The organism is Parendozoicomonas callyspongiae (assembly GCF_023502345.1).
In the GTDB taxonomy this organism is placed as follows: Bacteria; Pseudomonadota; Gammaproteobacteria; order Pseudomonadales; family Endozoicomonadaceae; genus Sansalvadorimonas; species Sansalvadorimonas callyspongiae.
The window spans coordinates 99,574-124,763 of record NZ_JAMFLX010000001.1 but is presented as its reverse complement, the minus strand read 5'-3'; the positions used below and the strand labels follow the sequence as shown (position 1 = coordinate 124,763).

The 25,190-nt window shown below is 48.1% G+C and carries 20 protein-coding genes and 2 pseudogenes; 12 read left to right on the top strand and 10 right to left on the bottom strand.

What is annotated here, in order from left to right:
* Positions 1–13 precede the first annotated feature (13 nt).
* From M3P05_RS00515 to M3P05_RS00500, 4 genes are all read left to right on the top strand, one after another.
* Positions 14–1,810: a hypothetical protein gene (locus M3P05_RS00515; protein ID WP_249697268.1), complete on the top strand. Its 1,797-nt coding sequence runs from the start codon at positions 14–16 to the stop codon at positions 1,808–1,810.
* Between the two features lie 144 nt (positions 1,811–1,954).
* The gene (locus M3P05_RS00510) at positions 1,955–2,980 is read left to right on the top strand and encodes a type I glyceraldehyde-3-phosphate dehydrogenase (RefSeq protein WP_249697267.1); all 1,026 of its coding nucleotides are present in this window, start codon (positions 1,955–1,957) and stop codon (positions 2,978–2,980) included.
* A 118-nt stretch (positions 2,981–3,098) separates the two neighbouring features.
* Positions 3,099–4,475: a DEAD/DEAH box helicase gene (locus M3P05_RS00505; protein ID WP_249697266.1), complete on the top strand. Its 1,377-nt coding sequence runs from the start codon at positions 3,099–3,101 to the stop codon at positions 4,473–4,475.
* 119 nt (positions 4,476–4,594) lie between these two features.
* On the top strand, positions 4,595–4,828 hold the full coding sequence (locus M3P05_RS00500; protein ID WP_249697265.1) for a hypothetical protein: 234 nt from the start codon (positions 4,595–4,597) through the stop codon (positions 4,826–4,828).
* Between the two features lie 3 nt (positions 4,829–4,831).
* Here M3P05_RS00500 and M3P05_RS00495 read toward each other — a convergent pair whose 3' ends face one another.
* Positions 4,832–5,425 (bottom strand): DUF938 domain-containing protein, encoded by a 594-nt coding sequence (locus M3P05_RS00495; RefSeq protein ID WP_249697264.1) that lies wholly within the window; start codon positions 5,423–5,425, stop codon positions 4,832–4,834.
* A 95-nt stretch (positions 5,426–5,520) separates the two neighbouring features.
* Between M3P05_RS00495 and M3P05_RS00490 the strand changes: the two genes are divergently transcribed.
* The 4 genes from M3P05_RS00490 (at position 5,521) to M3P05_RS00475 (ending at position 9,867) form a co-directional block, all read left to right on the top strand.
* Entirely contained in the window at positions 5,521–5,910 is a 390-nt protein-coding gene (locus tag M3P05_RS00490; protein ID WP_249697263.1) for a RimK/LysX family protein, read from the top strand.
* Positions 5,911–6,380: 470 nt separating this feature from the next.
* On the top strand, positions 6,381–7,544 hold the full coding sequence (locus M3P05_RS00485; protein ID WP_249697262.1) for a phosphoglycerate kinase: 1,164 nt from the start codon (positions 6,381–6,383) through the stop codon (positions 7,542–7,544).
* Between the two features lie 117 nt (positions 7,545–7,661).
* Complete coding sequence (gene fbaA / locus M3P05_RS00480; RefSeq protein ID WP_249697261.1) at positions 7,662–8,738, top strand: class II fructose-bisphosphate aldolase; 1,077 nt, start codon at positions 7,662–7,664, stop codon at positions 8,736–8,738.
* Positions 8,739–8,895: 157 nt separating this feature from the next.
* Positions 8,896–9,867 carry an alpha/beta hydrolase gene (locus M3P05_RS00475; protein ID WP_249697260.1) on the top strand — a complete coding sequence of 324 codons (972 nt, stop codon included), beginning with the start codon at positions 8,896–8,898 and terminating at the stop codon, positions 9,865–9,867.
* Positions 9,868–9,894: 27 nt separating this feature from the next.
* Here the strand turns inward: M3P05_RS00475 and M3P05_RS00470 are convergent, their stop codons facing one another.
* The 6 genes and pseudogenes from M3P05_RS00470 to M3P05_RS21160 all read right to left on the bottom strand — a co-directional run.
* Positions 9,895–11,517, bottom strand: a complete 1,623-nt coding sequence (locus tag M3P05_RS00470) for a hypothetical protein (protein ID WP_249697259.1) — start codon at positions 11,515–11,517, stop codon at positions 9,895–9,897.
* Positions 11,518–11,676: 159 nt separating this feature from the next.
* A complete protein-coding gene (locus M3P05_RS00465) occupies positions 11,677–12,759 on the bottom strand; it encodes a hypothetical protein (RefSeq protein ID WP_249697258.1) in 1,083 nt (360 codons plus the stop codon).
* Positions 12,760–12,814: 55 nt separating this feature from the next.
* The gene (locus M3P05_RS00460; RefSeq protein ID WP_249697257.1) at positions 12,815–13,432 is read right to left on the bottom strand and encodes a YigZ family protein; all 618 of its coding nucleotides are present in this window, start codon (positions 13,430–13,432) and stop codon (positions 12,815–12,817) included.
* Positions 13,433–13,489: 57 nt separating this feature from the next.
* The gene (locus M3P05_RS00455; RefSeq protein ID WP_249697256.1) at positions 13,490–14,161 is read right to left on the bottom strand and encodes a YccT family protein; all 672 of its coding nucleotides are present in this window, start codon (positions 14,159–14,161) and stop codon (positions 13,490–13,492) included.
* Between the two features lie 86 nt (positions 14,162–14,247).
* Positions 14,248–14,424, bottom strand: a pseudogene (locus M3P05_RS21165) (DUF1904 family protein); the annotation flags it as partial.
* A gap of 38 nt (positions 14,425–14,462) precedes the next feature.
* Positions 14,463–14,597: pseudogene (locus M3P05_RS21160) on the bottom strand (DUF1904 family protein); the annotation flags it as partial.
* A 250-nt stretch (positions 14,598–14,847) separates the two neighbouring features.
* On the opposite strand from M3P05_RS21160, the gene M3P05_RS00450 reads away from it, so the two are divergent.
* From M3P05_RS00450 to pflB, 3 genes are all read left to right on the top strand, one after another.
* Positions 14,848–15,555 (top strand): helix-turn-helix transcriptional regulator, encoded by a 708-nt coding sequence (locus M3P05_RS00450; RefSeq protein ID WP_249697255.1) that lies wholly within the window; start codon positions 14,848–14,850, stop codon positions 15,553–15,555.
* Between the two features lie 107 nt (positions 15,556–15,662).
* Positions 15,663–17,759, top strand: coding sequence for a phosphate acetyltransferase (pta, locus tag M3P05_RS00445; RefSeq protein ID WP_249697254.1), 2,097 nt, complete (start codon positions 15,663–15,665; stop codon positions 17,757–17,759).
* 183 nt (positions 17,760–17,942) lie between these two features.
* The gene (gene pflB, locus M3P05_RS00440) at positions 17,943–20,231 is read left to right on the top strand and encodes a formate C-acetyltransferase (protein ID WP_249697253.1); all 2,289 of its coding nucleotides are present in this window, start codon (positions 17,943–17,945) and stop codon (positions 20,229–20,231) included.
* Between the two features lie 82 nt (positions 20,232–20,313).
* On the opposite strand, the gene M3P05_RS00435 is transcribed toward pflB, so the two are convergent.
* Positions 20,314–21,024 (bottom strand): class I SAM-dependent methyltransferase, encoded by a 711-nt coding sequence (locus M3P05_RS00435; protein ID WP_249697252.1) that lies wholly within the window; start codon positions 21,022–21,024, stop codon positions 20,314–20,316.
* A gap of 128 nt (positions 21,025–21,152) precedes the next feature.
* Positions 21,153–22,388 carry a serine/threonine protein kinase gene (locus M3P05_RS00430; protein WP_249697251.1) on the bottom strand — a complete coding sequence of 412 codons (1,236 nt, stop codon included), beginning with the start codon at positions 22,386–22,388 and terminating at the stop codon, positions 21,153–21,155.
* A 599-nt stretch (positions 22,389–22,987) separates the two neighbouring features.
* On the opposite strand from M3P05_RS00430, the gene M3P05_RS00425 reads away from it, so the two are divergent.
* A complete protein-coding gene (locus M3P05_RS00425; RefSeq protein WP_249697250.1) occupies positions 22,988–23,833 on the top strand; it encodes a helix-turn-helix domain-containing protein in 846 nt (281 codons plus the stop codon).
* Positions 23,834–23,886: 53 nt separating this feature from the next.
* Here the strand turns inward: M3P05_RS00425 and M3P05_RS00420 are convergent, their stop codons facing one another.
* On the bottom strand, positions 23,887–25,185 hold the full coding sequence (locus M3P05_RS00420) for a glycine/betaine/sarcosine/D-proline family reductase selenoprotein B (RefSeq protein ID WP_249697249.1): 1,299 nt from the start codon (positions 25,183–25,185) through the stop codon (positions 23,887–23,889).
* Positions 25,186–25,190: the final 5 nt, after the last annotated feature.

Genomic DNA, 25,190 nt, shown 5'->3' with positions numbered 1-25,190 from the left:
GGCTCGGTTTATTATGAATACCTGCTGGTTTAATTCAGGCAGCCGTTATTTGTCAGCAATTCTTTTCTTATGGGCAATAACAGGGCTGACGATTGGTGATGAAGGTCAGGGGATTATTGGCACATTATATTCTTACTTCGGTTATGCAGAGAAGAGTCAAACAGCTGTAGAAGATAGTAATGGCAATACCAATATCAGATTGAGATATGGTGTTATATGTGGAAGCCGTATGTGCGCAAAGGAAGATGTTTATGACCAGCAGTTGATATCGCGCATTTCTGTGTACTTTAATGAGTTAAATAAAAATGAGTGCCGCAATTTTCGTCCTGCGGCACAATATGGCAAATATTTCCAGAAGAAAAAAACAAAGGTTTTTCCTCATGAAAACTATATCGTCTGCTATACACCAGATGATGACAATGATCTGGAACTATCCGTCAGCTTGATGGGTATGGAGCGCTACCAATCTTACCTTCAAATGTTCCGCCTGCCCCTTGAACACCAAGGATATGATACATCACAGCAAAATGTGCACCCGTTAGAAATTTCCACAGTGGAAGGTGGATGTAATGATAACCTTGCTTTCACTGACTTCCTGTCAAAGGCTGAAGATAAGAGAGATTTTATCGACGCTGTATCAATATTTCCGTTGTTGGTGAAACTAGGGCGCGCGCTACGCATGCTGTCTGCGAGCCTCTATTCTGAGTGGGATCTTGTCAGCACTACCGATGCAAATAAAGGAAAGATCATTTATGTAACAGATAGCCAGAGCCAAAGGGAAACCATAAAAACAATGGGAGACAATAACCCTTTACATTTTTTTGTTCATCCAGCTGATAAACAGTTGCCCAAACAGTTTTATGAAGTGATTTACATTCCAACATCTGTGGTTGTACCAGATGAAATGAGGGTTCTTTATCCTTCAGATACAAAGACGGTTATTGAACAGGGAAAACCACTCAGCGATTTCGTAGCAAAAAATGAACAGTGGACAACCGCATTTGAATTGCTCACATTTATTATTCATAAAATGCTGGAGCCTGTCGTTAGTGAAACCGCACCTTATTTTCTTGGCTTTGTACCTGAAAGTAGGGCTTTAGGTGTTGCCCAAAAGAGTGGGTTTTATGATTTGGCCCTGCTTGGAGGGCATGTTACTCATGGAACGGTTGTACATATGCTTCAGATATTGCGATTCAAAGAAATGGGGATGGAAAAAGAACACCTGAACAGCATCAATCAGATCTGCTGGAGTCGGTTGCTGGACGATATTTCAATGGACTCTTGGTTTCTTGGTTCTGGAGTTTGTGTCGGTACAAGGGGCGAATATTCGCTGGCTCAAAAAGATAAGTGCTATATGTTCCATAATTTTCCAAGGATGAATGTTCCGCCCAGCCTTCACAGGATGCTGACAACCAAACTACTCTCACGGCTAATATACTCGATAGAAGAAACGGCTTCCCTTGAAGAGCAGAGTTTTTTTCGCAGTAGCTGGTTAAAAACCTCAGATAATCTCAAGCAGGTGGCACAGGATATTGAAGTGCTGGAGAATACCATTCTGACAGAACATTTGATGAGCTGGCGACGTATTCTCAAGCATGAAAAAAAACTCACTCTTTCAGGTGCAGATCATGGAAGTGAAAGGTATTTTGACCCGTCACTCATTCATCAGGAGGTTATAACTGAAACCATTGGTTTTTTTCGTGATCGTGGATATACAGTCGAAAAGGTAAATAAGAGGAGTTATATCATCTACCCTCCTCCCTTTCCTGAATTCTGGCAGTCAGCCTGGAACCATTTGAGCGTTGAATAAAAAAAACTGGTGGCTCAGACACGTTTTTCAAGCTTTTTATCTCTGTAAATCCATCGGTTGTCGTACGTCTGTTTGAGTCTGGAGGGGTCTTTTGGCTAACATGCCCAGCCATATGAACGGGTAGACTCTCAGAAACGAAGAAATATGGCTTACAGGGTTGCGATAAACGGATATGGGCGAATTGGGCAATGTGTTTTGCGAGCCCTATACGAAAACGGTTACCGGGACGATATTCAGGTAGTTGCGATAAATGAACTGACAGATATTCGCACCCTTGCATACCTGACCCGCTACGACACAACGCATGGACGCTTTCCTGTTGAAGTCAGTCATAGCGGTGATGATCTGATTGTTGGTGGTGATCATATAAGAGTTCTGTCGCAGCGTGATCCTGCACGCTTGCCCTGGGATCGGCAGGAGATTAATCTGTTACTTGAGTGCTCAGGCTCTTTCAAGGATCTGCAGACTGCCCAGCAGCACTTAAATGGTGGGGCTCCACGTCTCCTGTTTTCGCAGCCTGTAACGCCAGAAGTTGATTCCACAATTGTGTATGGTGTTAATGAAGAACAGGTTCAGGCAGAACATACAATAGTTTCGAATGCTTCTTGTACCACCAACTGCATTGTGCCTGTTCTAAAACTGTTGCACGAAGCCTGGGGTATTGATGAGGGCACAATTACAACAATTCACTCAGCCATGAATGATCAGCCGGTGATTGATGCCTATCATCACAGTGACCTGCGTCTGACCCGCAGTGCCCTGCAGTCCATAATCCCTGTTGATACTGGCCTTTCAAAAGGTATTGATCGGTTGCTGCCTGACCTTGCCGGGCGCTTTCAGGCTCTGGCCATGCGTGTGCCAACCATTAACGTCTCAGCTATGGATTTGACTGTAAATCTCAAATCTTCAGTGACTGTTGAAACCGTAAACCAGCTGATGAAGCAGGCGGCTTCTGAGGGGCGCCTAAAGGGGATTCTCGGTTACACGGAAGAGCCCCATGCTTCTGTAGACTTTAATCATGACCGGCGTTCCGGAGTCGTTGACGGCACTCAAACCAGAGTCAGTGGGAGCAGTATGCTGAAAATCATGTGCTGGTTTGACAATGAGTGGGGTTTTGCCAACCGGATGCTGGATGTAAGTCGTGTCTGGCTGAACAAAGCACTGCCTTAGCAGCTATGCTTGCCCGTCAAAATGCCGTTTTTGAGTTATAGCAGAGGAAATCTGCATTTCTTCGCGGGTGCCTGTTTGTTACAGTGCGCCCCATTTCACGCTTTTTCAGAGATTGACATTGACTAGCATTAACCAGTTTTCCGATTTGGAACTCCATGAGCGCCTGCAAAAAGGTATTGATGAGCTGGGTTTTGAGAAACCCACAGAAGTACAGGCTCAGACAATTCCACAGGCCTGTGCCGGTACCGACCTGCTGGTAAGTGCAGAAACTGGCAGCGGTAAAACAGCTGCCTTTGTGCTGCCGATTCTGGAGCGAATGCTGACAGTCAATGCTCCCCGTTCAGCTACCCGTGCTCTGGTTCTGGTTCCTACCCGTGAACTGGCGCGTCAGGTTCATCAACAGTGTGAACAGCTTGGCAAGTTTACCTTTATCAACGCCGGCATGATCGTTGGTGGTGAAGACTACAAGTACCAGATCAAACTACTGCGCAAGAACCCTGAGATCATCATAGCGACCCCTGGTCGTCTGCTTGAGCATATGGGTAAGCGGGAAGTGGATTTCTCTGATCTGGAAGTTCTGGTTCTTGATGAAGCTGACCGTATGCTGGATATGGGTTTCAGCGAAGATGTTCTGAAGATTGCAGAAGCGTGTAAGAAAGAACGTCAGACCCTTTTGTTCTCAGCCACGTTGAAGCAAAAAGGCATGCGTCATGTTATCAAGCAGGTTCTTAATGAGCCCCAAGAGTTGCGACTGAGTACAGCACAGGATCAGCATGCCAGTATCAAGCAGCAGATGTTCCTCTCTGATGACCCTGCTCACAAGTACAAGCAGATTCTGTGGCTGCTGAAAAATGAGAAGTTCCAGAAGGCGATTGTCTTTACCAATACCCGTGAACAGACCAATGAGCTGAACGCTGCGCTGCGTAAAGATCAGGAACTGCGAGTCAGTGCCCTGCACGGTGAAATGATCCAGCCGGATCGTAACCGCGTGATGCTGCTGCTTCGTGAAGGCAAGGTGAACGTTTTGGTTGCTACCGATGTTGCAGCCCGTGGCCTGGATATTCAGGGTGTTGATCTGGTTATTAACCTGGATATGGCTCGTAATGGTGATGACTATATTCACCGGATTGGTCGCACCGGACGTGCCGGTCAGGAAGGTGTCGCTATCAGTCTGATTGGCCCTAACGAATGGAATCTGGCAGCAGGCATTCAGCGCTACCTTCGGGTTCAGTTTGAACGCCGGGTTATTAAGGGACTGGAAGGTGGCTACAAGGGTCCTAAAAATGTGAAGGCTTCAGGTAAAGCAGCTTCCAGCAAGAAGAAAAAGAAACCTGCGACAACTGGTCGTGTACGTCCCAAGAACAAGGCAGCAGCCAAGGCTAAAACAAGCAAGAATACTGGCAAGCGTAAAGCTCCAACCCGTCAGCCAAGCGTGGGTGTTGATACTGGTTTTGAGCCGCTTCGTCGTAAGAAAACACCGGCAGCAGAAAGCTAATCAATCGTTATGAGTGCAAAGGGAGCTGTTGTTTAACCGCTCCCTTTTTTATTTCTGAAAGTTATATAAAACAGGAACCGTCTAGACTGAAGTGGTTGGGCATGTGACAGGGGGAAGTCATGCTTAAACACGGACGTTTCGGGCCTTTAATACAAGCTTTACTGGCAACAGTACTGATGAACTTTGAGAAGAAAACGGAAGTGTCTGGTTGGGATTTTCGAGCCATTGTCGTTTTAGTAAACAACAGAGTCGTCTTTAAAATCTGGAGCGGAACACCCAATATTCTTGAATATAGTAACGAAAAGAATCCGCTTGGCCCTATTCAGGGAGCCAGCGATTACCTTCTGGATTAGGTCTTACAGGAATTTGTGAAATTCCAGTAAAAGGTTATTGGCTGGCATTTGGTGTACTTGAACCAGCTTCATACCCTGTTTTCTCCCCTCTGCTTCCATATCTTCCAGATTTCTGATTCCGCTTAGCGGGTCACGCTGCTTCAGCATCTGATCAAAGGCAGCATTGCTTTGACTGATATATTGCCCGTTTTTGTTAAATGGGCCATAGATACAAAGCGTTCCTCCAGAATCCAGGGTATTCACCAGACCTTGGAACATTTTTTTAACCTGCGTCCATGACATGATGTGACAGGTATTTGCTGTGAAAACGGCATCAAACTTTTGATGTGGCCACTTACCGGTAACATCAAGCTTCAGTACGCTGCCAATATTGTCGGCTGGGAATTGGTCTAATCGTTGCTTCAGATCTGATAGATACTCTCCCTGATCCGAGGGCTGCCAGTGCAAATGTGGAAGGTGTTCGGCAAAGTAAACAGCATGCTGACCAGTGCCACTGCCAATTTCCAGAACCCTGCTGCTGGAAGCCAGGGTCTTTTTGAGAACATTCAGAATAGGGTCCTTGTTGTTTTCGCAGGACTGGGAAAAAGGCAATGACATGAAGTTCTCCAGAAAACAGGTAAACAGCAAAGAAACAGCGTTTTGGCAAATAAGTGCTTTACTTGCCCCAATCTGAACATAACTGAGCTGATGTTATGCGCTTTGGGCTTGGATTGGTAATTGCTGTTTTTGTCGCATCTGTCTGGGCTGATGCTCCACTCCACCAGGCACCTTCGCTCAAAGTTGACGGTACTCCCCAAACCTGCGGAGATAAGGCCGTAGTAGGGCCGACTGTCTTTGTAACAGTGGAAGAAACCGGAACCATGTATCTGGCCCGGACTGACACAGGCTCAGAAAGTGTCTCTCTAAATGCCTGGGGTCTGGTGGTCGAGCAGCTGGCACTGGTCTACCAGAGGCACAGAAAAGTTGTGAATGTGAGCCTTAATGATCGCAGCCATATGGATTACCCCATGTTGCTGGGGCGGGACTGGTTAGATGGTAACTTTGTTGTGGACGTTTCCCTGCCAGAGTATCGCCCGCAATAGCAAATCACTGTTCTGTGCCCATAAGACGGAAAAAATGAGTATTTCATCTGTAAAGAAAAGTAAAAAGGGCTTAGGACGGTGTTGGTTTTCTGCGAGCTTGTGTTGGGCTGTGTTTATCTTTGAGGCTGTTTTTACGCCATACGAACAATACCTTACAGAGGCGCATAAAACCTTAATTGATGCCTTACTCAGCCGTTTTCAGATGTGGTAATGTTGCGCTTTCGGTACACATCATCACATCGCTGCGCGTCGACAGGACTGATTAATGACAGGTCGTTTCTTCTGTAAAGAAACACACTATTTGCCATGGAAATGTTTTTTTCATCACTTTGACGCGATGAAAAAAACATTTCTTGCTCAAGGCTGTCTAAGAGGGGCCATACTGACCCCCTGCCCTGCTACATATGTCCGGCGCTTACCGAAACTACCGGTTTTCATCTGAATTCAAAACAGCTAGAAGGATTTTCATCATGTCCGTGTTGAAGATGACTGATCTTGATCTGTCCGGAAAGCGCGTGCTTATCCGTGAAGATCTGAACGTTCCCGTGAAGAATGGACAGGTAACCAGCGATGCCCGTATCCAGGCTTCCCTGCCCACCATCAAGCTGGCTCTGGAAGCTGGTGCCAAGGTGATGGCGACTTCCCACCTGGGCCGTCCTACAGAAGGTGAGTACAACGAAGAGTTCTCCCTGAAGCCTGTTGCTGACTACATCGCCAAAGAGCTGGGCCGTAACGTTCGCCTGATCAAAGACTGGCTGGAAGGTGATTTTGAAGTTGCTGAAGGTGAGCTGGTCATTCTGGAAAACGTTCGTTTCAACGTTGGTGAGAAGAAGAACAATGAAGAGCTGTCCAGGAAGATGGCTGCTCTGTGCGACGTTTATGTGATGGACGCATTCGGTACTGCACACCGCGCCCAGGCTTCCACTCACGGTGTTTGTCAGTTTGCTCCTGTTGCCTGTGCTGGCCCTCTGCTGCAGGGAGAGCTGGATGCTCTGGCCAAGGCTCTGGACGCTCCTGAGAAGCCCATGACTGCTATCGTTGGCGGCTCCAAGGTTTCCACCAAGCTGACAGTTCTGGAATCTCTGTCTGAAGTCTGCGACCAGCTGATCGTGGGTGGCGGTATCGCTAACACCTTCCTGGCTGCTGCGGGCAAGCCTGTTGGTAAGTCCCTGTACGAAGCAGATCTGATTCCTCAGGCCAAGGCTCTGATGGAGAAGTGCGACATTCCTCTGCCTATCGATGTGGTAGTTGGCAAGAAGTTCGACGAGAACGAGCCTGCCGTTGTGAAATTGGCTGAAGATGTTCAGGACGACGAAATGATCTTCGACGTTGGCCCCAAGACGGCTGAACTGTTTGCCAACGTCCTGAAGGATGCCCGTACTATCGTCTGGAACGGCCCGGTTGGTGTATTCGAATTCGACCAGTTCGGCGAAGGTACCAAGGCTATGTCTCTGGCCATCGCTGAATCTCCAGCATTTTCTATTGCGGGCGGTGGTGATACCCTTGCGGCCGTCGACAAGTATGGCATCAAGGAGAAGGTCTCCTACATCTCCACTGGTGGCGGTGCCTTCCTTGAATATGTTGAAGGCAAGAAGCTGCCAGCAGTTGCCATACTGGAAGAGCGTGCGAAGTAAATTATTTTAAGGGGACGTTTTATGCGTCCCTTTTTTATGGCTAATAACAGCCGTGAGCTTAGAAAATCATGCCTGAAGGGCATGGTTTTCTTACGGTAAAAAGAGGTTATTGCTCCCATGTCCAAGAAAATTTTTGATGTCGTAAAGCCTGGCGTTGTCACTGGTGACGACGTTCAGAAGATTTTTGAAATCGCCAAAGAGAACAACTTTGCCTTGCCTGCGGTAAACGTTGTTGGTACTGATTCCATCAATGGTGTTCTGGAAGCGGCCGCCAAGGTTAAGTCTCCAGTTATCGTTCAGTTCTCCAACGGTGGTGCTACCTACTTCACCGGCAAAGGCCTGAAGACTGAAGGTCCTGCTGGCGCTCTTGGCGCTATCGTTGGTGCCAAGTATGTTCACGCTGTTGCTGAAGCCTATGGTATTCCTGTCATCCTGCATACCGACCACGCCGCACGTAAGCTGCTGCCATGGATCGACGCTCTGCTGGATGCTGGTGAAGAGCACTTCGAGAAGACTGGCAAGCCTCTGTTCTCCTCCCACATGATCGATCTGTCCGAAGAGTCTCTGGAAGACAACATCGCGACTTGCGCTGAGTATCTGAAGCGTATGGCCAAGATGGATATGACTCTGGAATTCGAACTGGGTTGCACCGGTGGTGAAGAAGACGGTGTTGATAACACCGGTATGGATAGCTCCATGCTGTACACCCAGCCAGAAGATGTTGCTTACGCTTACGAGAAGCTGAGCGCTATCAGCCCTCGTTTTACCATCGCGGCGTCCTTCGGCAATGTCCACGGCGTTTACAAGCCCGGTAATGTTCAGCTGACTCCTAAGATTCTGAATAACTCCCAGAAGTACTGCTCCGAGAAGTTCGGCATTCCTGCCAAAGCTCTGAGCTTTGTATTCCACGGTGGTTCCGGCTCCACTCTGGAAGAGATCCGCGAAGCTGTTTCCTACGGTGTAGTGAAGATGAACATCGACACTGATACTCAGTGGGCAAACTGGGAAGGTGTTCTGGGTTACTACAAGAAGAACGAAGGCTACCTGCAGGGCCAGCTGGGTAACCCAGAAGGTGCAGACAAGCCTAACAAGAAGTTCTACGATCCTCGTTCCTGGCTGCGTGCTGCACAGACCGCCATGGTTGAGCGTCTGGAACAGGCTCACCGTGACCTGAACAGCATTGACGTACTGTAAGACAGTGTCACGCTAGTCATATAGCTGTTTGGTGGCAGGGCTTAGCCCTGCCACCATCCCTTCTCTTCTTATTTCTTCTAATCCTGCCTGTAGGTTCCCTGTCATATTGGGGATATAATTTTTATAACTTCTTCCCAATAAATTGGATATCACTGACGTGACTCGTGCACTCCCTGATGGTGAACGTCTGCAGGAACTGAAAAATCATATGCCACCATTGTCGATTTCCGAAAATGGTGAAACAGATGATTTACGGAAATATTATCTGGCCGGCTATCAGTTGGATTTTGTTAGGCAGTTAAATATCACAGGATTGAGTTACAGTGCGGGGTATCTTGATTTCGGTGGGATTCAACTCTCCTGTCATTACTGGAGCAGGGATGAATCACGTGGCACTTTCTTCCTGTTGCATGGGTATTTCGATCATGTTGGTCTGTTTGGGCATTTGATTCAGTTCTATCTGGAACAGGGCTTCTGCGTTTTTGCTTATGATCTTCCCGGGCATGGTCTGTCCAGTGGGCCTCCGGCAAATATTGATTGCTTCAGTTCTTACACCAACTCGCTGAAACAGTGCTTCGATTGGGGAAAAGAGAATGGACTGCCTGAGCCGTGGCACCTTTCCGGGCAGAGCACTGGTGGAGCAATTATCACCGATCTGCTGGCGCGAGAAGGGTGCACGCGGGATGATTACCCTATTGGTGAAGTGATCTTGCTTGCTCCTCTGGTTCGGCCAGTGAAGTGGAAGATTGCCCGTTTACAATACAAACTGTTTCATCGCTTTATTGATGGTGTGCCCCGCTCACGTTCCCGTAATTCTCATGATGAAGAGTTTCTTGAATTTCTTAATCAAGAACCGCTTCAATCCAAGGTTCTTCCAATTGGCTGGGTAGGTGCCCTTGATCGCTGGATATCATGGATTGAAAACCTGAAGTCAGCGTGTGATTTTGAACCCCTAATCATTCAGGGACAGGATGATGGGACTGTCGACTGGCAGCATAATTTAAAGGTGCTGGAAAAAGTTTATAAGTCAGTAGAGTTGTTTTTAATTCCAGAGGGTAAGCACCATCTGGCAAATGAAAACACTGAGATTCGCAGGCAGTACTACGACTGGTTAGCAGAAAAGCTCTAAGAAGATCAAGCCTTGTGGTCAGGCGATTCAGTCTGACTGCCTGGAGCTTTTGAGAGCAATAAATGCAGCTCGTGCATCGCTTGCCTGATTTTTTACTTTCTTCTGGGCTTCCTGAATAGCAGCTTCAGGAGATTTTGTTTTTTGATACCGTGTTAATCCGGTTGTTTTCAGCACCTGAAAAATATCTTCTTCACTGACTTTGTTGCCGTCTGTAGATTTAAGCTGAGTGAGCATGCTTGAAATTGTATTTTTTAAAGCTGCGATTTCTTTAGAAAGAGCTGCTTGCTGGGTTTTGAGCTCTTCTCCGGAATACGTTGGTTTATCAGGTAAACCAACAATCCCCGGAGCATCGTCCAAAGCTGACTTGGCTGACTGGCTGAAAATGGTGGTTAGTATTGGTGTTGGTGTTGGTGCCACGGCAGGTTTAGCGGGAGTTTCTACCACAGGCTTGGGAGGAGTTTCTACCATATTAGTTTTGGGAAGATCTGCCTCTAACTTTGATTTTGAAGTGGGTTTTGGCGCTACAGGTGGCGGAGTTTTTGTTACTACAGGTTGTGGTGTAGTGGTATCTGGTGCGTCTGTATCTGTGACCACAATTTCAGGAATTACAAAAGATTTTCCGGGTGGTGTTAGGTCATCTTTGACGGCTTGAAGCATTTTCTGTGTCTCCGATCTCAGTGCTTCAACGGAGTCATTGCTTGATGAGGGATCTTTGTCACTGTATTTAATCCAAAGATCTAAGAGAGCGTAAGAGCTCATGTCAGATATAGATTCAAGGCTTTCATTAATATTTGAGGAAACTGCTGATTTAAAATCCTGATAGTTCTCTTCAAGCTCTTTCTTTGCTTCGTTTAGTTTTTCGTATGCGGTTGATCGTAACTCATCGCCATGTAGCTCTTCGCTGGAAGTATCGATGCCGAAACATAAAAGCAAATCATCCAGATCATCATTATCAAGGTTTTTGATATCAGCAACATGGTTTTCTAACTCTGCAAAGGCCTGAGCGAAAGCTTCTTTTTGACCTGTCAGAGTGGGAATGTCTGTATCTGGGTCATTTATCCTGCCGCAACATGGGAAGAGGGCGTTCCTTAGTTCTTCCGGATCTGGCGGAGGTAGTTCGGGTGAACTTTTGGAGCTGATTGCTTCGGTTGGGGTTGTCTCTGGCTCTGTTTTTGATGAAGTGGTGGGTATAGAGATATCACCGAACTTTCCAATATCATGAAAACTTGGTGGTGCGAATGGTGATCTCTGCGGGGCAATCTCACCAAGATGCTGTGCTGCATGGTCGTGACGCTGGACTTGTGTCGGAGCTCCTGTGTGATGAAAAGCTTGATTTGGAGGAGGGTTATAAGCACTTTGGTTCTGTGGATACCCTGGAGTAACCTGACCCGAAAAGAATGAAACTGAGGTGTTTTCTAACTGAAATGTAGTGTTGGGGGGCACCTGAAAAGCCGTACGCTGATGAAGCTGAGTTCCGGCCGGATGCCCGGAGAACTGAGCAGGAGGTTGGTGTCTGGGCTGAGTATAAATGACTTGTACAGTGCTGCCTTTGAAATTTCCAACAGGACCTGTTGGCGGGTGATGCTTTGAGGAGCGAGACAGCCCGAGAGCATGCGCAATGGAATGTGTAAACGATGAAATCAACCTCACAGTGAACCTCTATCATATGATCCAACTTTTTCAGTTTAGGCAGACATCTTAAGCTGCTCTTGATGATAAGAAATATGTGTAAGGAATCAGTCAATTACCCATTCTTGAGTGGCTAATAAGCAGCTTCTTGCCTGAATGGCATCATTTAGAAGAGGTTAATCAACTACGATTCCAACTGGGTTCCAGCTCAGCGTTGAACACCCGGTAAATGAAATCACCTGTGGCGGCATCCGGATTTCGCAGAGTGGCCGAGGACTGGCTGTGAATTTTCTTCCAGCCATACCGGGCAGCGATAGATACCAGCTCATCTTCTTCGCGGGATTGGCAAAGGGCATTGACTGCCTGAGGGGTGAGGCGGGCCAGGCTGACTTCCAGACTCTTGAACTGGTCACCAACAGGACAGTCTTCAGCGGGTAAATCGGTGCAGGCTGCCCAGTAGCTTTTGTATTGAGGTAAGGCCTGATACATCAGATCCATATAGATCTGAAGGTGATTGGTCAGCTTATCATCATGAACCTGCTGTGCATGCCAGTGGCAGGACGACACAATGTCTCTTCCTTGATCACGACAGTAGTCCTTGAGGTGTGCCGGTGGCGTAAAAGCATGGCTTATATCGTTAATCAGGCTGAAGTCGAGGCGTCGCTTGTGATAGAGACCTGATAATGCTGCGGCCCCAGCTTCAGTTTTTGAATGACTGAGAAGGTGTTCAAACAGTGGTGCAATATTTTTTCTCTCAATGTGGTGAGCCATCATCTGCGCTGCATGCTCTGCGGCAGGAGCAGATAATTCCGGTGCAGGTCTTTCAAACATCTGAAATACCCACAGCCGTTCACTGCTCGACAGGGTTGAAATGATGTGCTCCAAAAGATCTGGCTGCAGTTCCAGCAGGCTTGTCAGTAACGCACTTCGGTTGGTTGTTGCATCCATATAGAGCAGTTGCAGCGCCCGGCGGCCAGACAGGGTCTTTACCAGCTTGCTCAGTTCACTGGTCGTCAGTTTACTGAGGCCATCAAGGTCCAGCCCAGAGCGACGGACCATGGTGTCCATCAGAGTGGCACCTGTCATGCTGGAGATAAACCGGTCAAGCATGGGAATGACAACAACAGGTGAACCATTGCTGTCCATCATGATTCGTTTTGCCGATTGTGCTCTTATTTGCCGGTTACGGAAACGTTCCTGATTAACCGATGACATCAGGCTGAAAATTTTTGAGGGCAGCCAGCCCTTCTGCATCCATGCCATGGGGCTCATCCAACCGAAAGGTATTCTATTTAGCTTAGGTCAACAGAACCTAGTGCTATTTATCGGCAGGGCGGGTAGATAACTGACCTTTGAAGTGGTTGGTAAGATCTTTTGAAAAGTCTTTTACCTGACTGGAAGGGACTGAAATGATCAGATCCAGCTGCTCACCGTACTCAGTGTTTTCAATAAGTCCGGAATATCTGGCAAGGATGTGCTGCACATCAGCCTGTTGGTCATAGCTGCAGGTCAGCAGAAGCCTGGTCTGGATCACCTTGAGTTTGGTTTCAAGCTGAGCAAGTGTGCTTCCGACTCCTCCGCCATAAGCTCTAACCAGGCCACCTGTTCCCAGTTTGATACCACCAGAGTAACGCACTACGACGGCTGTCAGTTCACCCAGTCCAGAACCCTGAAGGCGTGCCAGAATTGGTTTTCCAGCTGTTCCTGAGGGTTCGCCATCATCCGAAAAACCCCACTGCTGACAATCATCAGGAGCACCGGCGATAAATGCCCAGCAGTGATGACGTGCATCAGGGTGTTGTTGGCGAACAGATTCAATAAATGAGAGTGCTGCTTCCCTGCCTGGAGTGTGAGCAATCAGAGAGATAAAGCGGCTTTTCTTGATGGTTTCTTCCGTCTCACATTGAGCGGAGGGAATATGGTAGGAATTTGTCATTGGAAATAACCGGATCTTCAGTGTGAAGACCCGTTATCAAGCCTCTTAGTCAGCAGACTATTGCTTCTTCATTACGCGTGCGGCCCAGCTCAGGAAACGCTCGCGGGTTGGCTTGTCGGCCTGCTGGAACCAGTAATGCAGCATCTGCTCAGACAGCAGAATCTCACTGACACTGTTGGAGCCATTAGACAGAGCGGTTTGTGGGTTGTTCATGGCCAGAGCTGCGAAAGGAGCACGGGACTCCAGCGCTGCAGGATTGCCGGTAGCGTTAAATTCGCTCAGCTCACGAACCAGATCACGGCCGATCTGCATGCCTTCTTTCTCAAGAAGAGCCATCTTGAACGGATATGGCTGACCCTGGTTGTTAGTCAGGAAAAATTCAGGCTTTTTGTTGAATGCGTTCAGATCTTTTTTGTTTCTGATGGACTTGGTTGCCAGCTTAAGCTCTGAATTACCTTCTGAGTTCAGGGTCACAACGAAGTAGCCGGTTTTGTACAGCTCAGCATCGCCGCTGGTCTTGAGGTTACCGGAAAGACGAACAACCAGCTGGTGGTCACCATCATTCAGATCGATCTTGGTATTGGAACCACCAAGGAAGGACGCTTCGGAGCGGTATTTCTGACCGTCCAGAACTTCGATATCGATGTTATTGGGAACAGTCAGAGTTGCGGCCCAGATCGGCACTGCAAAGAAAGCTGCTGCCAGCGCACTAATACGCCCGAATTTCATGCTAACTCCTGAAGAAAATACTGCGATAAATCAGGTACGAGAAGATGCCTGTCAGGTTAGGGGAATGCAACTGTAAATGTCATTTTTTACCCGAAATGGGCACCATTTTCGTAATAATTACGTGTTTCAAGTGCATGAAACACAGCAGCAATATCGGTAGACTCATCCATCACCTCTTGGATTTGATCTGTGATAATGCCTGTAACGCTGTCCTGTACTTCCGGACCGCGATCAAACCAGTGCATTTCGACAAAAGGGTAGGCTCCCTCTTCCCTCTTCCCTCTTCTCGGTTATCGGTTATATAGGTGCTGTGGATTTGTTCAATGGTGAAATGGTCCCGTAGGCAGCTTACAGCGGGAGCCAGTTTGTCGAGAAGTGGTATACTGATTTTAAGGATTATTTCTTTGGCAAGGCCGTGAATACGTAAATGCGGCATGTCTAATGATTCAACTCGAAGTGAAAAACTAAAAAACTATTGACTTGCAACAATCCAATTTTCGAGACATTCAACTATAGTTGAACGATAGTGTGAATGGGTAAGCGACTCCGGTTATATAACGCAGCAGCCGTGAGCGATGGAATAGCAGATGAAAAGACTATTCATCGTTTTCAGTCATGGACAGTGATCCATAACAAAAGGCGCTCAGCCTGAAGTCGGTTTACTTGAGTCGTAAGGCTGGATACTGATGATTGAAGAAGTAGCAACACTCGTTCCCGATGAAATCTCTTCATGGCGCCATGCGTTTAACGACGGTGATCGCAAGATTATCCGTTCAATGGAAACTGTTGTTGACGGTATAGCCAGCGTATTTGGACCGTTCTGCGAAGTTGTTCTTCATTCCCTGGAAGATCCTGCTCGCTCAGTCGTCAAAATCAAGAACGGCCTGACCACAACCGGGCGTGATGTTGATAGCCCCATCACCGAAGAAGCTCTCAAACAGCTGAATGAAATTGCTATGCAGGAAGGCGGTGATATTTCTCATACCTGCAAGCGTACTCCCGATGGCCAACTGTTCAAGTCAACCAGTATGGTCATCCGCAACGAACATCAAAAGCCTGTAGGCATGCTGTGCATCAACATCAATATGAGTGTTCCTGCCAGTGAGTTCCTGCAGGCATTTACCGTAGGTGGTGCCAGTGAAACGCCTGTTTCCGGTCACTTCCCTGCCAGTGTTGATGATCTGGTGGAAAACACCGTTGATCGCACCATCCTTGAAGTAAACAGCAACCAACAGCTGTCAAACAAGGTTAAGAACAAGCACATAATTATGTCGCTGTTTGACAAAGGCATCTTCGATATTAAAGAAAGTGTGCCTTTAGTCGCGAGAAAGTTGGGTGTCTCCCGGCACACAGTCTATCTATATATTCGCCAGCGCAAACTTGGAGAAAGCTAAGCTCTGCCAGCAGAACTTAAACTTTCTTGAAGTCCAGGTGGAAAGGGTAGTTACTCAACTGCCCTTTCCAGGTTTAGTGGGTTACATTGCGGATACCCTGTACTATCATGCATACCTTTTACGTTGCGCCGACTCATTATGGGGTTGGCCTGACATCTGTTTCCCTCGGTCTCGTTCGCGCTCTCGATAAGCTGGGCTGCCGAGTACGTTTCTTCAAGCCTATTGCCCAGACTGATATTGCCGGTCCCGAGCACTCTGTGGAAATGGTTCGAGCGACCATGGCCCAGCAGCCAGTTGACCCTATTGCCCTGAGCCGGGCCGAAGATCTGCTGGGTGCTGACAAGCGCGATGTGCTGATGGAAGAAATTGTGGCTAATTTCGACCGTGTCTGCACCGGTGCTGATGTTGTTATCGTTGAAGGTATGGTACCAACCCGCACTGCTCCCTACGTAACCCGCCTGAACAGTGAAATTTCCAAAACCTTGAATGCCAAGGTTGTTATGGTTGGTCAGCGCACTGGTGAAGAGACTCTGAGCGATGTGACTGATCATCTGAACATTGCTGCTGATATTTACGGTGGTCTGAACGGCAAGAATATATTTGGCTATGTTCTGAACAAAATTGATCCTGACTCCATGGAAAAGCTAGGTGGAGAGCGTTCTTTTGACCCACTGCCTGGTCTTAAGAAAGCAAAGGCTCTGCCTCTTGGTTATGTACCTTGGCGTAGCGAACTGGCAGCTGTTCGTACCAAGGATGTTGCCGAAGAACTTGGCTGTGACGTTATGTTTGCCGGTGAAATGGCCACCCGTCGTATGACTTCCTGCGTGCTCTGCGCGCGTACTGCAGCCAACATGAGCCATCTGTTGAAGCCTGGTGCACTGGTTGTTGTATCTGGTGATCGTGATGACGTCATTCTGGCTACCTGTATGGCTGCACAGAATGGCGTGCCACTGGCTGGCCTGCTGCTGACCGGTGAAAACAAGCCAGCAGAAGGTATTCTGAGTCTGGCTCACAAGGCTCTGAGCGAGTCCGGCCTGCCTGTGCTGACTATCGACGAAGGTTCCTACGAGACGGCAACTCGCCTGAACCGTATGAGTTCTGCAGTGCGCTCTGATGACCTGGAGCGTGTTGAACAGGTGATGGAGTCCATAGCTGAACATATGAATGTTGATGCTCTGCAGAGCCGCATCGCGACTACCAGTGAAAAGCGTCTTTCTCCGCCTGCATTCCGTTACCAGCTGGTGCGCAAAGCCCAGGCTGCCAACAAGCGCATTGTTCTGCCTGAAGGTGACGAGCCTCGCACCATTAAGGCCGCTGCTATCTGTCAGGAACGTGGTATTGCCAACTGTGTCCTGCTGGGTAAGCCCGATATTATTCGTGGTGTTGCCGAAGCTCAGGGTATCGAGCTGCCAGAAGGCCTGGAAATCCTGGATATGGATGAGGCTCGCAGCAAGTATGTTGCTCCCATGGTTGAGCTGCGTAAGAACAAGGGCCTGACTGCTCCGATGGCTGAATCCCAGCTGGAAGACACCGTTGTTCTGGGCACCATGATGTTGGCTGAACAGGATGTTGATGGCCTGGTATCTGGCGCTGTTCACACCACTGCCAACACTATTCGTCCTGCCTTCCAGCTGATCAAAACCAAGCCGGAAGCCAGTAACGTATCTTCCATCTTCTTTATGCTGATGCCTGAACAGGTTCTGGTATACGGTGACTGTGCCGTAAACCCAGACCCAACAGCTGAACAGCTGGCGGATATTGCTATCCAGAGTGCTGATTCTGCTGCTGCATTTGGCATTGACCCCCGCGTTGCAATGATCAGTTACTCCACTGGTTCTTCCGGCATGGGTGCTGATGTTGAAAAGGTGCGCGAAGCCACCCGTATCGCCAAGGAATGTCGTCCAGATCTGGAGATCGACGGTCCTTTGCAGTACGACGCCGCATCTGTGGAATCTGTTGCCAGCAGTAAGGCGCCAGACAGTACCGTTGCCGGTCGCGCAACAGTATTCGTCTTCCCTGACCTGAATACCGGTAACACCACCTATAAGGCTGTGCAGCGTAGTGCCAACGTCGTAAGTGTTGGTCCAATGCTGCAGGGTCTTAATAAGCCTGTTAATGACCTGTCTCGTGGTGCTTTGGTAGACGACATCGTTTACACCATCGCACTGACCGCGATACAGGCCAAGGCTGAAGAGTCTAATTAAACCCTGAACTTGAGGGTAAGTTGCTCGAGTCCGGAGAAGACCAGACGGCTTACCCTTCTGCCTGAAAGCATTTTTTGCTGGCGCTGACATGTATTCCAGAGGCGGGAGGATGCCTCTGGATAGATGTTGTGCCCGCTGTGTCCTAAAGAGAGGCGCTGCACGACAGTGTCCGAGGGTATACAAATGACTACTGAAAACAGTCAAAAATCAGATAGCAATGCCTGGGAAGGTTTCGTTAATGGGGAGTGGAATCATTCCGTTAACGTTCGTGACTTTATCCAGAAAAACTATGCCCCATATGAGGGCGATGACGGCTTTTTGGCAGGCGCAACCAAAGCCACTGAAAAACTGTGGGCCGATGTTCTGGAAGGTATCAAGGTCGAAAACCGTACTCACGCGCCGGTTGATTTTGACACCAAGATGCCTTCCACCATCATCAGCCACGATGCCGGTTATATTGATCAGCCTCTGGAAACTATCGTAGGTCTGCAGACTGACGCGCCACTGAAGCGTGCCATCATGCCTAACGGTGGTATCCGTATGGTTGAAGGCTCCTGCGCAGCCTATGGCCGTGAACTGGATGCTGATACCAAGAAGATATTTACTGAATACCGTAAGACCCATAACCAGGGTGTATTCGACGTTTACACAGCGGGCATTCGTGCCTGCCGAAAGTCCGGTGTTCTGACTGGTCTGCCTGATGCATACGGCCGTGGTCGTATCATTGGCGACTACCGTCGTGTTGCTCTGTACGGTATCGACTTCCTGATGAAGGACAAGGCTGCTCAGCACCAGTCTCTGGAAGACAAGCTGTCTTCTGGGAAAGATCTGGAAGCTACCATTCAGCTGCGTGAAGAGATCTTCGATCAATACCGCGCTCTGGCTGATATGAAGGTTATGGCTGAGAAGTACGGTTTCGATATCTCCCGTCCTGCTAACAACGCTAAAGAAGCTGTTCAGTGGACTTACTTCGGCTACCTGGCCGCGGTTAAGAGCCAGAACGGTGCAGCCATGTCTCTGGGCCGTGTATCCACCTTCCTGGATGTCTACATTCAGCGCGATCTGGAAAAAGGTGTTATCACCGAATCCGAAGCCCAGGAGTACATCGATCACTTCGTTATGAAGCTGCGTATGGTTCGTTTCCTGCGCACTCCTGAATATGATGAACTGTTCTCCGGCGACCCAATCTGGGCAACTGAATCTGTTGCCGGTATGGGCATGGACGGTCGTACTCTGGTTTCCAAAACCAGCTTCCGTTTCCTGAACACTCTGTACACCATGGGACCTTCTCCTGAGCCAAACGTCACTGTTCTGTGGTCTGAGCAACTGCCTCAGGGCTTCAAGGAGTACTGTGCCAAGGTTTCCATCGACACCAGTTCCATCCAGTACGAAAACGATGACCTGATGCGTCCTGACATGCAGAGCGATGACTACGCAATCGCTTGCTGCGTATCTCCCATGATTGTTGGTAAGCAGATGCAGTTCTTCGGTGCCCGAGCCAATCTGGGTAAGGCGCTGCTGTACGCTATCAACGGTGGTATGGATGAGAAGCTGAAGGTTCAGATTGCTCCCAAGTCTGAAGCTATCACTGCTGATGTTCTGACCTATGACGATGTTATGGGCCGTCTGGATAACATCATGGACTGGCTGGCGACTCAGTACGTGACTGCACTCAACTGCATCCACTACATGCATGACAAGTACAGCTACGAAGCTGCTCTGATGGCTCTGCATGACCGTGACGTATTCCGTACCATGGCCTGTGGTATCGCTGGTCTGTCCATCGCTGCTGACTCCCTGGCTGCTATCAAGTACGCAGAAGTCAAACCTGTTCGTGATGAAAACGGCATCGCAGTTGACTTCGAAATCAACGGTGACTATCCGAAGTACGGTAACAACGATGATCGCGTAGACAGCATCGCCTGTGATCTGGTTGAGCGCTTTATGAAGAAGGTTGCTTCTCACCAGACATACCGCAACGCTCTGCCTACTCAATCCATTCTGACCATCACTTCCAACGTGGTATACGGTAAGAAGACTGGTAACACACCTGACGGTCGTCGTGCAGGACAGCCTTTCGGTCCTGGCGCCAACCCAATGCACGGCCGTGACACCAGCGGTGCGGTTGCATCCCTGAGTTCCGTTGCCAAGCTGCCATTCGAATATGCGAAGGACGGTATCTCCTACACCTTCTCTATCGTGCCCAAGGCTCTTGGTAAGGATGAAGTCAGCCGTCAAAGAAACCTGGCTGGTCTGATGGATGGTTACTTCCATACTGAAACTGAGCGTGAAGGTGGTCAGCACTTGAACGTAAACGTTATGAACCGCGAGATGCTGGAAGATGCTATGGAAAACCCAACCAAGTATCCTTCCCTGACCATCCGTGTTTCCGGTTACGCTGTTCGTTTCAACTCTCTGACTCGTGAACAGCAGATGGACGTTATTACCCGTACCTTTACTGAATCCATGTAATCTAAAAGTACGGAAATAGTCCCCCCAAAAGGCCATGCAGAATTCTGCATGGCCTTTTTCAATTCCGTTCTTCTATCAAGCATTACGCAGCTGGCTTTCTCAGAATAAAAGTGGAGTTGTTTGGGTATTCCAGCTCATCTTTCCATTCAAGATATTCCCCCTTGTATCCCAGAGGCTGGATATGTTCTTCCAAAACAAAGCCAGCTTCATGAAAAACTGATCGGTAATCTTCAGTTGTCCAGTAATAATCTTCAAATACCAGTGAACTGTCGCGGACTTTAACTTTGACAGTGCTGCCACTTGTGGGGGGATAGGGCTGGTAATCTATGGGCTCATATAAAAGCCAGTCTCGGGAATGGTCATAAATGTTTTCGGCAGCGGTTAATAAGACAAACACTCCTCCGGGTTTGAGAACACGATAGATCTCAGCCATGACCTGATACATCTCGGCTTTTGTCGGGATCATAAGAAGAACGTAACTGCAGAATACCAGATCAAAGCAATTGTCTGGTTTTGGAATATTTCCTGACTTGATATGAGTGACAGAGAACTCCGGGTGGAGCTGCCGAGCCTGGTTCAGCATATCCGGCTCAATATCGACGCCCTCAACATTAAAACCCTGATCTTTCAGGAACGGAAGGCGCACACCTGTTCCACAACCGTAGTCGAGAGCCATATTTCCGGTGCAAGCATGCTTCTTGAGCAGTGCAGGTAAATCTCTCATAAAGATGTAGCTGATATCTCCTTCAACCGCTTTGGTAAAAAGTTCTGGAAGATCTCCTTTAAACTCCATTTGACTATTCTGCCTGCTCATTAAAAGCGGTAAAGTATAGGTATGGTTTATGACCTGAGGTGTGGCATAAAAAATGCCGCTCAAAAAGAGCGGCATCAATAGACCCTTCCATGTTTTATTTTGTGTGATTAATACTCCCAGTACTCAACGCTGTGTGCTCCTGCGAACTGGTTGGGGAAGTAATCTTCACGGGTACCCTCACGATATACATCAGCGGTTGAGCAGTGCAGGCCACCACCAAATGCATAGGCATCGCGGAATGGAACTGGGATAACTTCAAAGCCGAGTTTGTCGAACTGCTCCATCTGTGCGGTTTCTGTTGCTTCAACGCAGACTGTTTTGTGATCCAGAATCAGGATGTTCATGGACAGCCAGACAGAGGAGTAGCACAGAGGTGGTGGATTCTTGTGAGCAGGCTCAGCAGCTTCAACAATCTCCCAGCCATTCTTCTTAAAGATTTCGTGCTGACCATCAAACAGAGGGCGGTGTGGGTTAAGCAGCATCAGTCCTGGACGCAGTGGGCAGAAGGTTGCGTCAATATGGATCGGATGATTATCACGGAAGCTCAAAGTGTGAATACGATAGCCCTGAGGCTCGAACTTACGCTTCAGCCAGCGGATACCTGCCAGGTTGGTAGTCAGACCGTGCTGAACAAAGATGTCTTTACCCAGGCGCATGGCGTCTGCTGCGTCGAACAGAATATCAGTTTCCAGGGTGCTGTATTCCTTACGCAGTGAGCGAGCCATGGTCTCGTCGTCAGAGAGATACTCATAGGCAGCCACATAATCCATGCGGAAGCTTTCATCTGCCAGACGAGGGCGGGGAGCTTGCTCGATAATACATTCAGGGTCAGACTCAAAGTATTCACGGGCCAGATCGTGGAATGCCAGGTATTCAAAGTAACGGCTGCGGAAGCTCATGGGAGCCATCAGGAAGGTTTTGCCTACAGTCAGCAGGCAGTCACGTGGAGGCATGCAGCCGAAGCCAGAGCTGATGGTGAAGTCAGGCGTTTCAATGCGCTCATGCCAGTCAACAGCGGCTGGACGGTCAACAATAATACCGCGCCCTTCCAGCATGGAGGCAAAGTTGTTCAGGCATTCGTTGGCTTGATCAATACTCTCCTGAGTACGGCGTCCAGCCTTGCTGCCCCGCATGGGGGAATCGGCAGGAATTTTTTCATTACTGGCTGGGCAGGCTTCTGGAATATGCTGGTTGTCTGCAATACCTACGATAACATGACGGAGTGGATCGAAGTCGTTATAAGATTCAACCTTCAAACCAGGACGATATAAAGGCACGCCATTTTCTTTGCGTGAAAGTGGCATTGCTGCATTGGGATACAGATCATTGGAAATACTGCCCATGGTCTCAGCTCCATCATTATGATAATCAGATAGTGTCAGAGATGCATCGCATTAGTTGTTTCTAATGCATCGATTTTAAATCTAATTAATGATCAGTCTCTGGCGCTCTATAAATAAGTCTTTGTGTAAGACGTTATTGAAAACTCGATATCTAGACTAACGAAATAGATTCAGGAAACTACACTTTTCTGATCATGCTTGCTCTGAATTATGCCGATTTAGATTAGTTTGGTTTTTGATAGTGATGTATATCAAGTTGATGCTTGTATGTTGACGCCTATTGAAAAATATTCAGGTTTAGAAATATGACTTTTATATGGGGGTGTAAAATGAGATGAGTTTAAATCTGATAGTGAAGATCAAATAAAGACAAGTTGTTAATTATTAGATTGATGGAGCCTGACACTCGGTAGATACAAAACAACAAAAAATATACCCTTTACCCCTGTTTTGACCATCTTATTGACTAATACTGTATAACTTATACTCATTGAGTGTGCTTTTGCTGATTCATATCAAAATATCGCTTGCCCAACATACGTTTAATGTACAAAGCGGATGAAGTTTCGATCAGCTTGTATTTTTTGCAGGGGGAGCGCGTGTCAGTAGGTTTGCTCAACAGAAATGAAAAAGTGGACTATGTGCTGTTTGATAAGCGTATTGTCTCTTCCTCTGAGATGCATTATCGCAGCGACTACGAGTTGATTTTTAATGTTCTTGGTAGGAGAACGCTGCAGATCGGTGACAATTGCCGCATTCTGGAACCTGGAGATATTGCTGCTATTGGCCCTTATGTTCCCAGCCTGCTGAGAATGGAAAACGATCCAAGTATCGAAGATTGTTTTTCTATTGTGTTTCGAACTTCTGCATTAGGCCGCGAATTTATCAATAGCCGGCCATTCAACCAGATTCGGGCTTTTCTGGCACGGACCGGTTATGGAATTGTTTTTTCAGGCGAAAAGAACAACCCTGTTTTTGAGTCTGCCAAACATCTGCGCAATACCTTCCACTTCAGTGAAGTTATCTATCTCTTTGATGTTCTGAACCAGCTGGCGCTGGCAGATAACTATAAAGCTGTTTCTACCGATCGTTGCCATACTCCAACCATTAATCGTAACCGGCAGCTGGTATCAGCGATTTGTTCTTACGTAGACGACCACTATCATGAGTCACTCTATGTAGAAAAAGTTGCCCAGAATTTCTGTATGGCACGCAGCACATTCACACGGTTCTTTAAGAGTAATGCCGGGATGCCATTTATCAAGTATCTGAACCAGGTGCGTATTCGTCATGCCTGTGAAATGCTTGAGAAAACCCGGGAGCCAATAGCCAGTATTGCTATTAATGTGGGCTATTCCAGCTTGAGTAATTTTAATAACCAGTTCCGTCTGGTTATGTCGGTCAGCCCAAGCCGTTATAGAAAACAGCGAGCGGTTGCTGCTTAGTAAACAAGAAAAAGGCCGGTTAACCGGCCTTTTTCTTGTCTCTTGGTTTTTTCTTAGAAAACAGTTTGCTCATCAATAGAAGTTTCCAAAGCAGCCAGTCCCTTCTCAATCAGATCCTTACGTAGTTGTTTCTCTGCTTTCAGGTTAACGGTTGGATCACCCAGAGGGTGAGGAATCGCAATCGCCGGAACAATTCTGTTGGCACCTACTGTCTTGGAGATTGGTACGACAGTGGCCAGATGAACCACGGGCATAACCTTCTCAATTTCTTTCACCATCGTTGCGCCGCAACGAGTGCAGGTGCCTCAGGTGGAAGTCATGATGGCAGCAGTTATGCCGGCCTTCTGCAGGTGCATGGCAATCTCTTTACCAAAGCCTTCAGCATTGGAAACCGGGGTGCCGGTACCTACGGTGGCGAAGTATTCATCGTGCAGCTTGCCGATACGACCTTCTTTTTCCAGTTCGCGCAGAGCATCTACTGGCGCGACACGGTTTGGATCTTTGTTACAGACAACTGGGTCGTATCCTCCGTGGACTGTTTCCCAATCGCCAGCTTCCAGTCGGTCAAGTCCTTCAATGCTGTAGATACCAAACTTGGAAGCACTGGATGATTCAATGCGATCCGGGTTGCCTGCAGGAATAACACCACCGGAAGTAATCAGTGCAATTGTGGCTTTGCTGAGATCTTCAACTGCTGGCTGAGGTGGTACACGGTCATAAACCGGCATATCAAACTCAGGAGTGAATGGCTTACCTTCTAAACGGTTCAGCAACATATCCACAGCTCGCTTGGCACCGTTCTCTTCTGCAAAGAAGTTCACGCGCACCCGACGGGGCATATAGCCGCCCTCTTCCGGCAGGCCCATGGTTTGGTCATTTTCCAGGAAGTGCTCAACCGTTTTCACCATATCTGGCAGCGCTTTACGCATGGAAGCTGCACTGTTGCCGGTTTCCACAGCATAGAGATATGGGTTGAAAACAGCATGACCTGGATTCTCAGGATACATGCCGGATATCGTAGTGATACCAAGGTTTTCAGCAACCTGGGCAACGTTGCCGCAGGCCATGCCGTAGCGGCCGGCGTTAAAGGCAGGACCAGTAATAACAAGATCAGGCTTTGTCTGAATCAGCAGTTCCCGGATACCTTCACAGGCCACTTCCTGGTTCTCGTTAAACCAAGAGTCACCACAGGTAATGGTGCCAACCAGATCGATTTTGCCTTCCAGCATTTTAGCCAGCTGAACACCCGGACCGATGGGGTTCTCAACATACTCAATGCCAAGATGGGCGGCTTCTTCTCCACCCTTCTGGGCAAAGAACTGGTTCAGGTAATGAACAACGCGAATACTCATTTCGG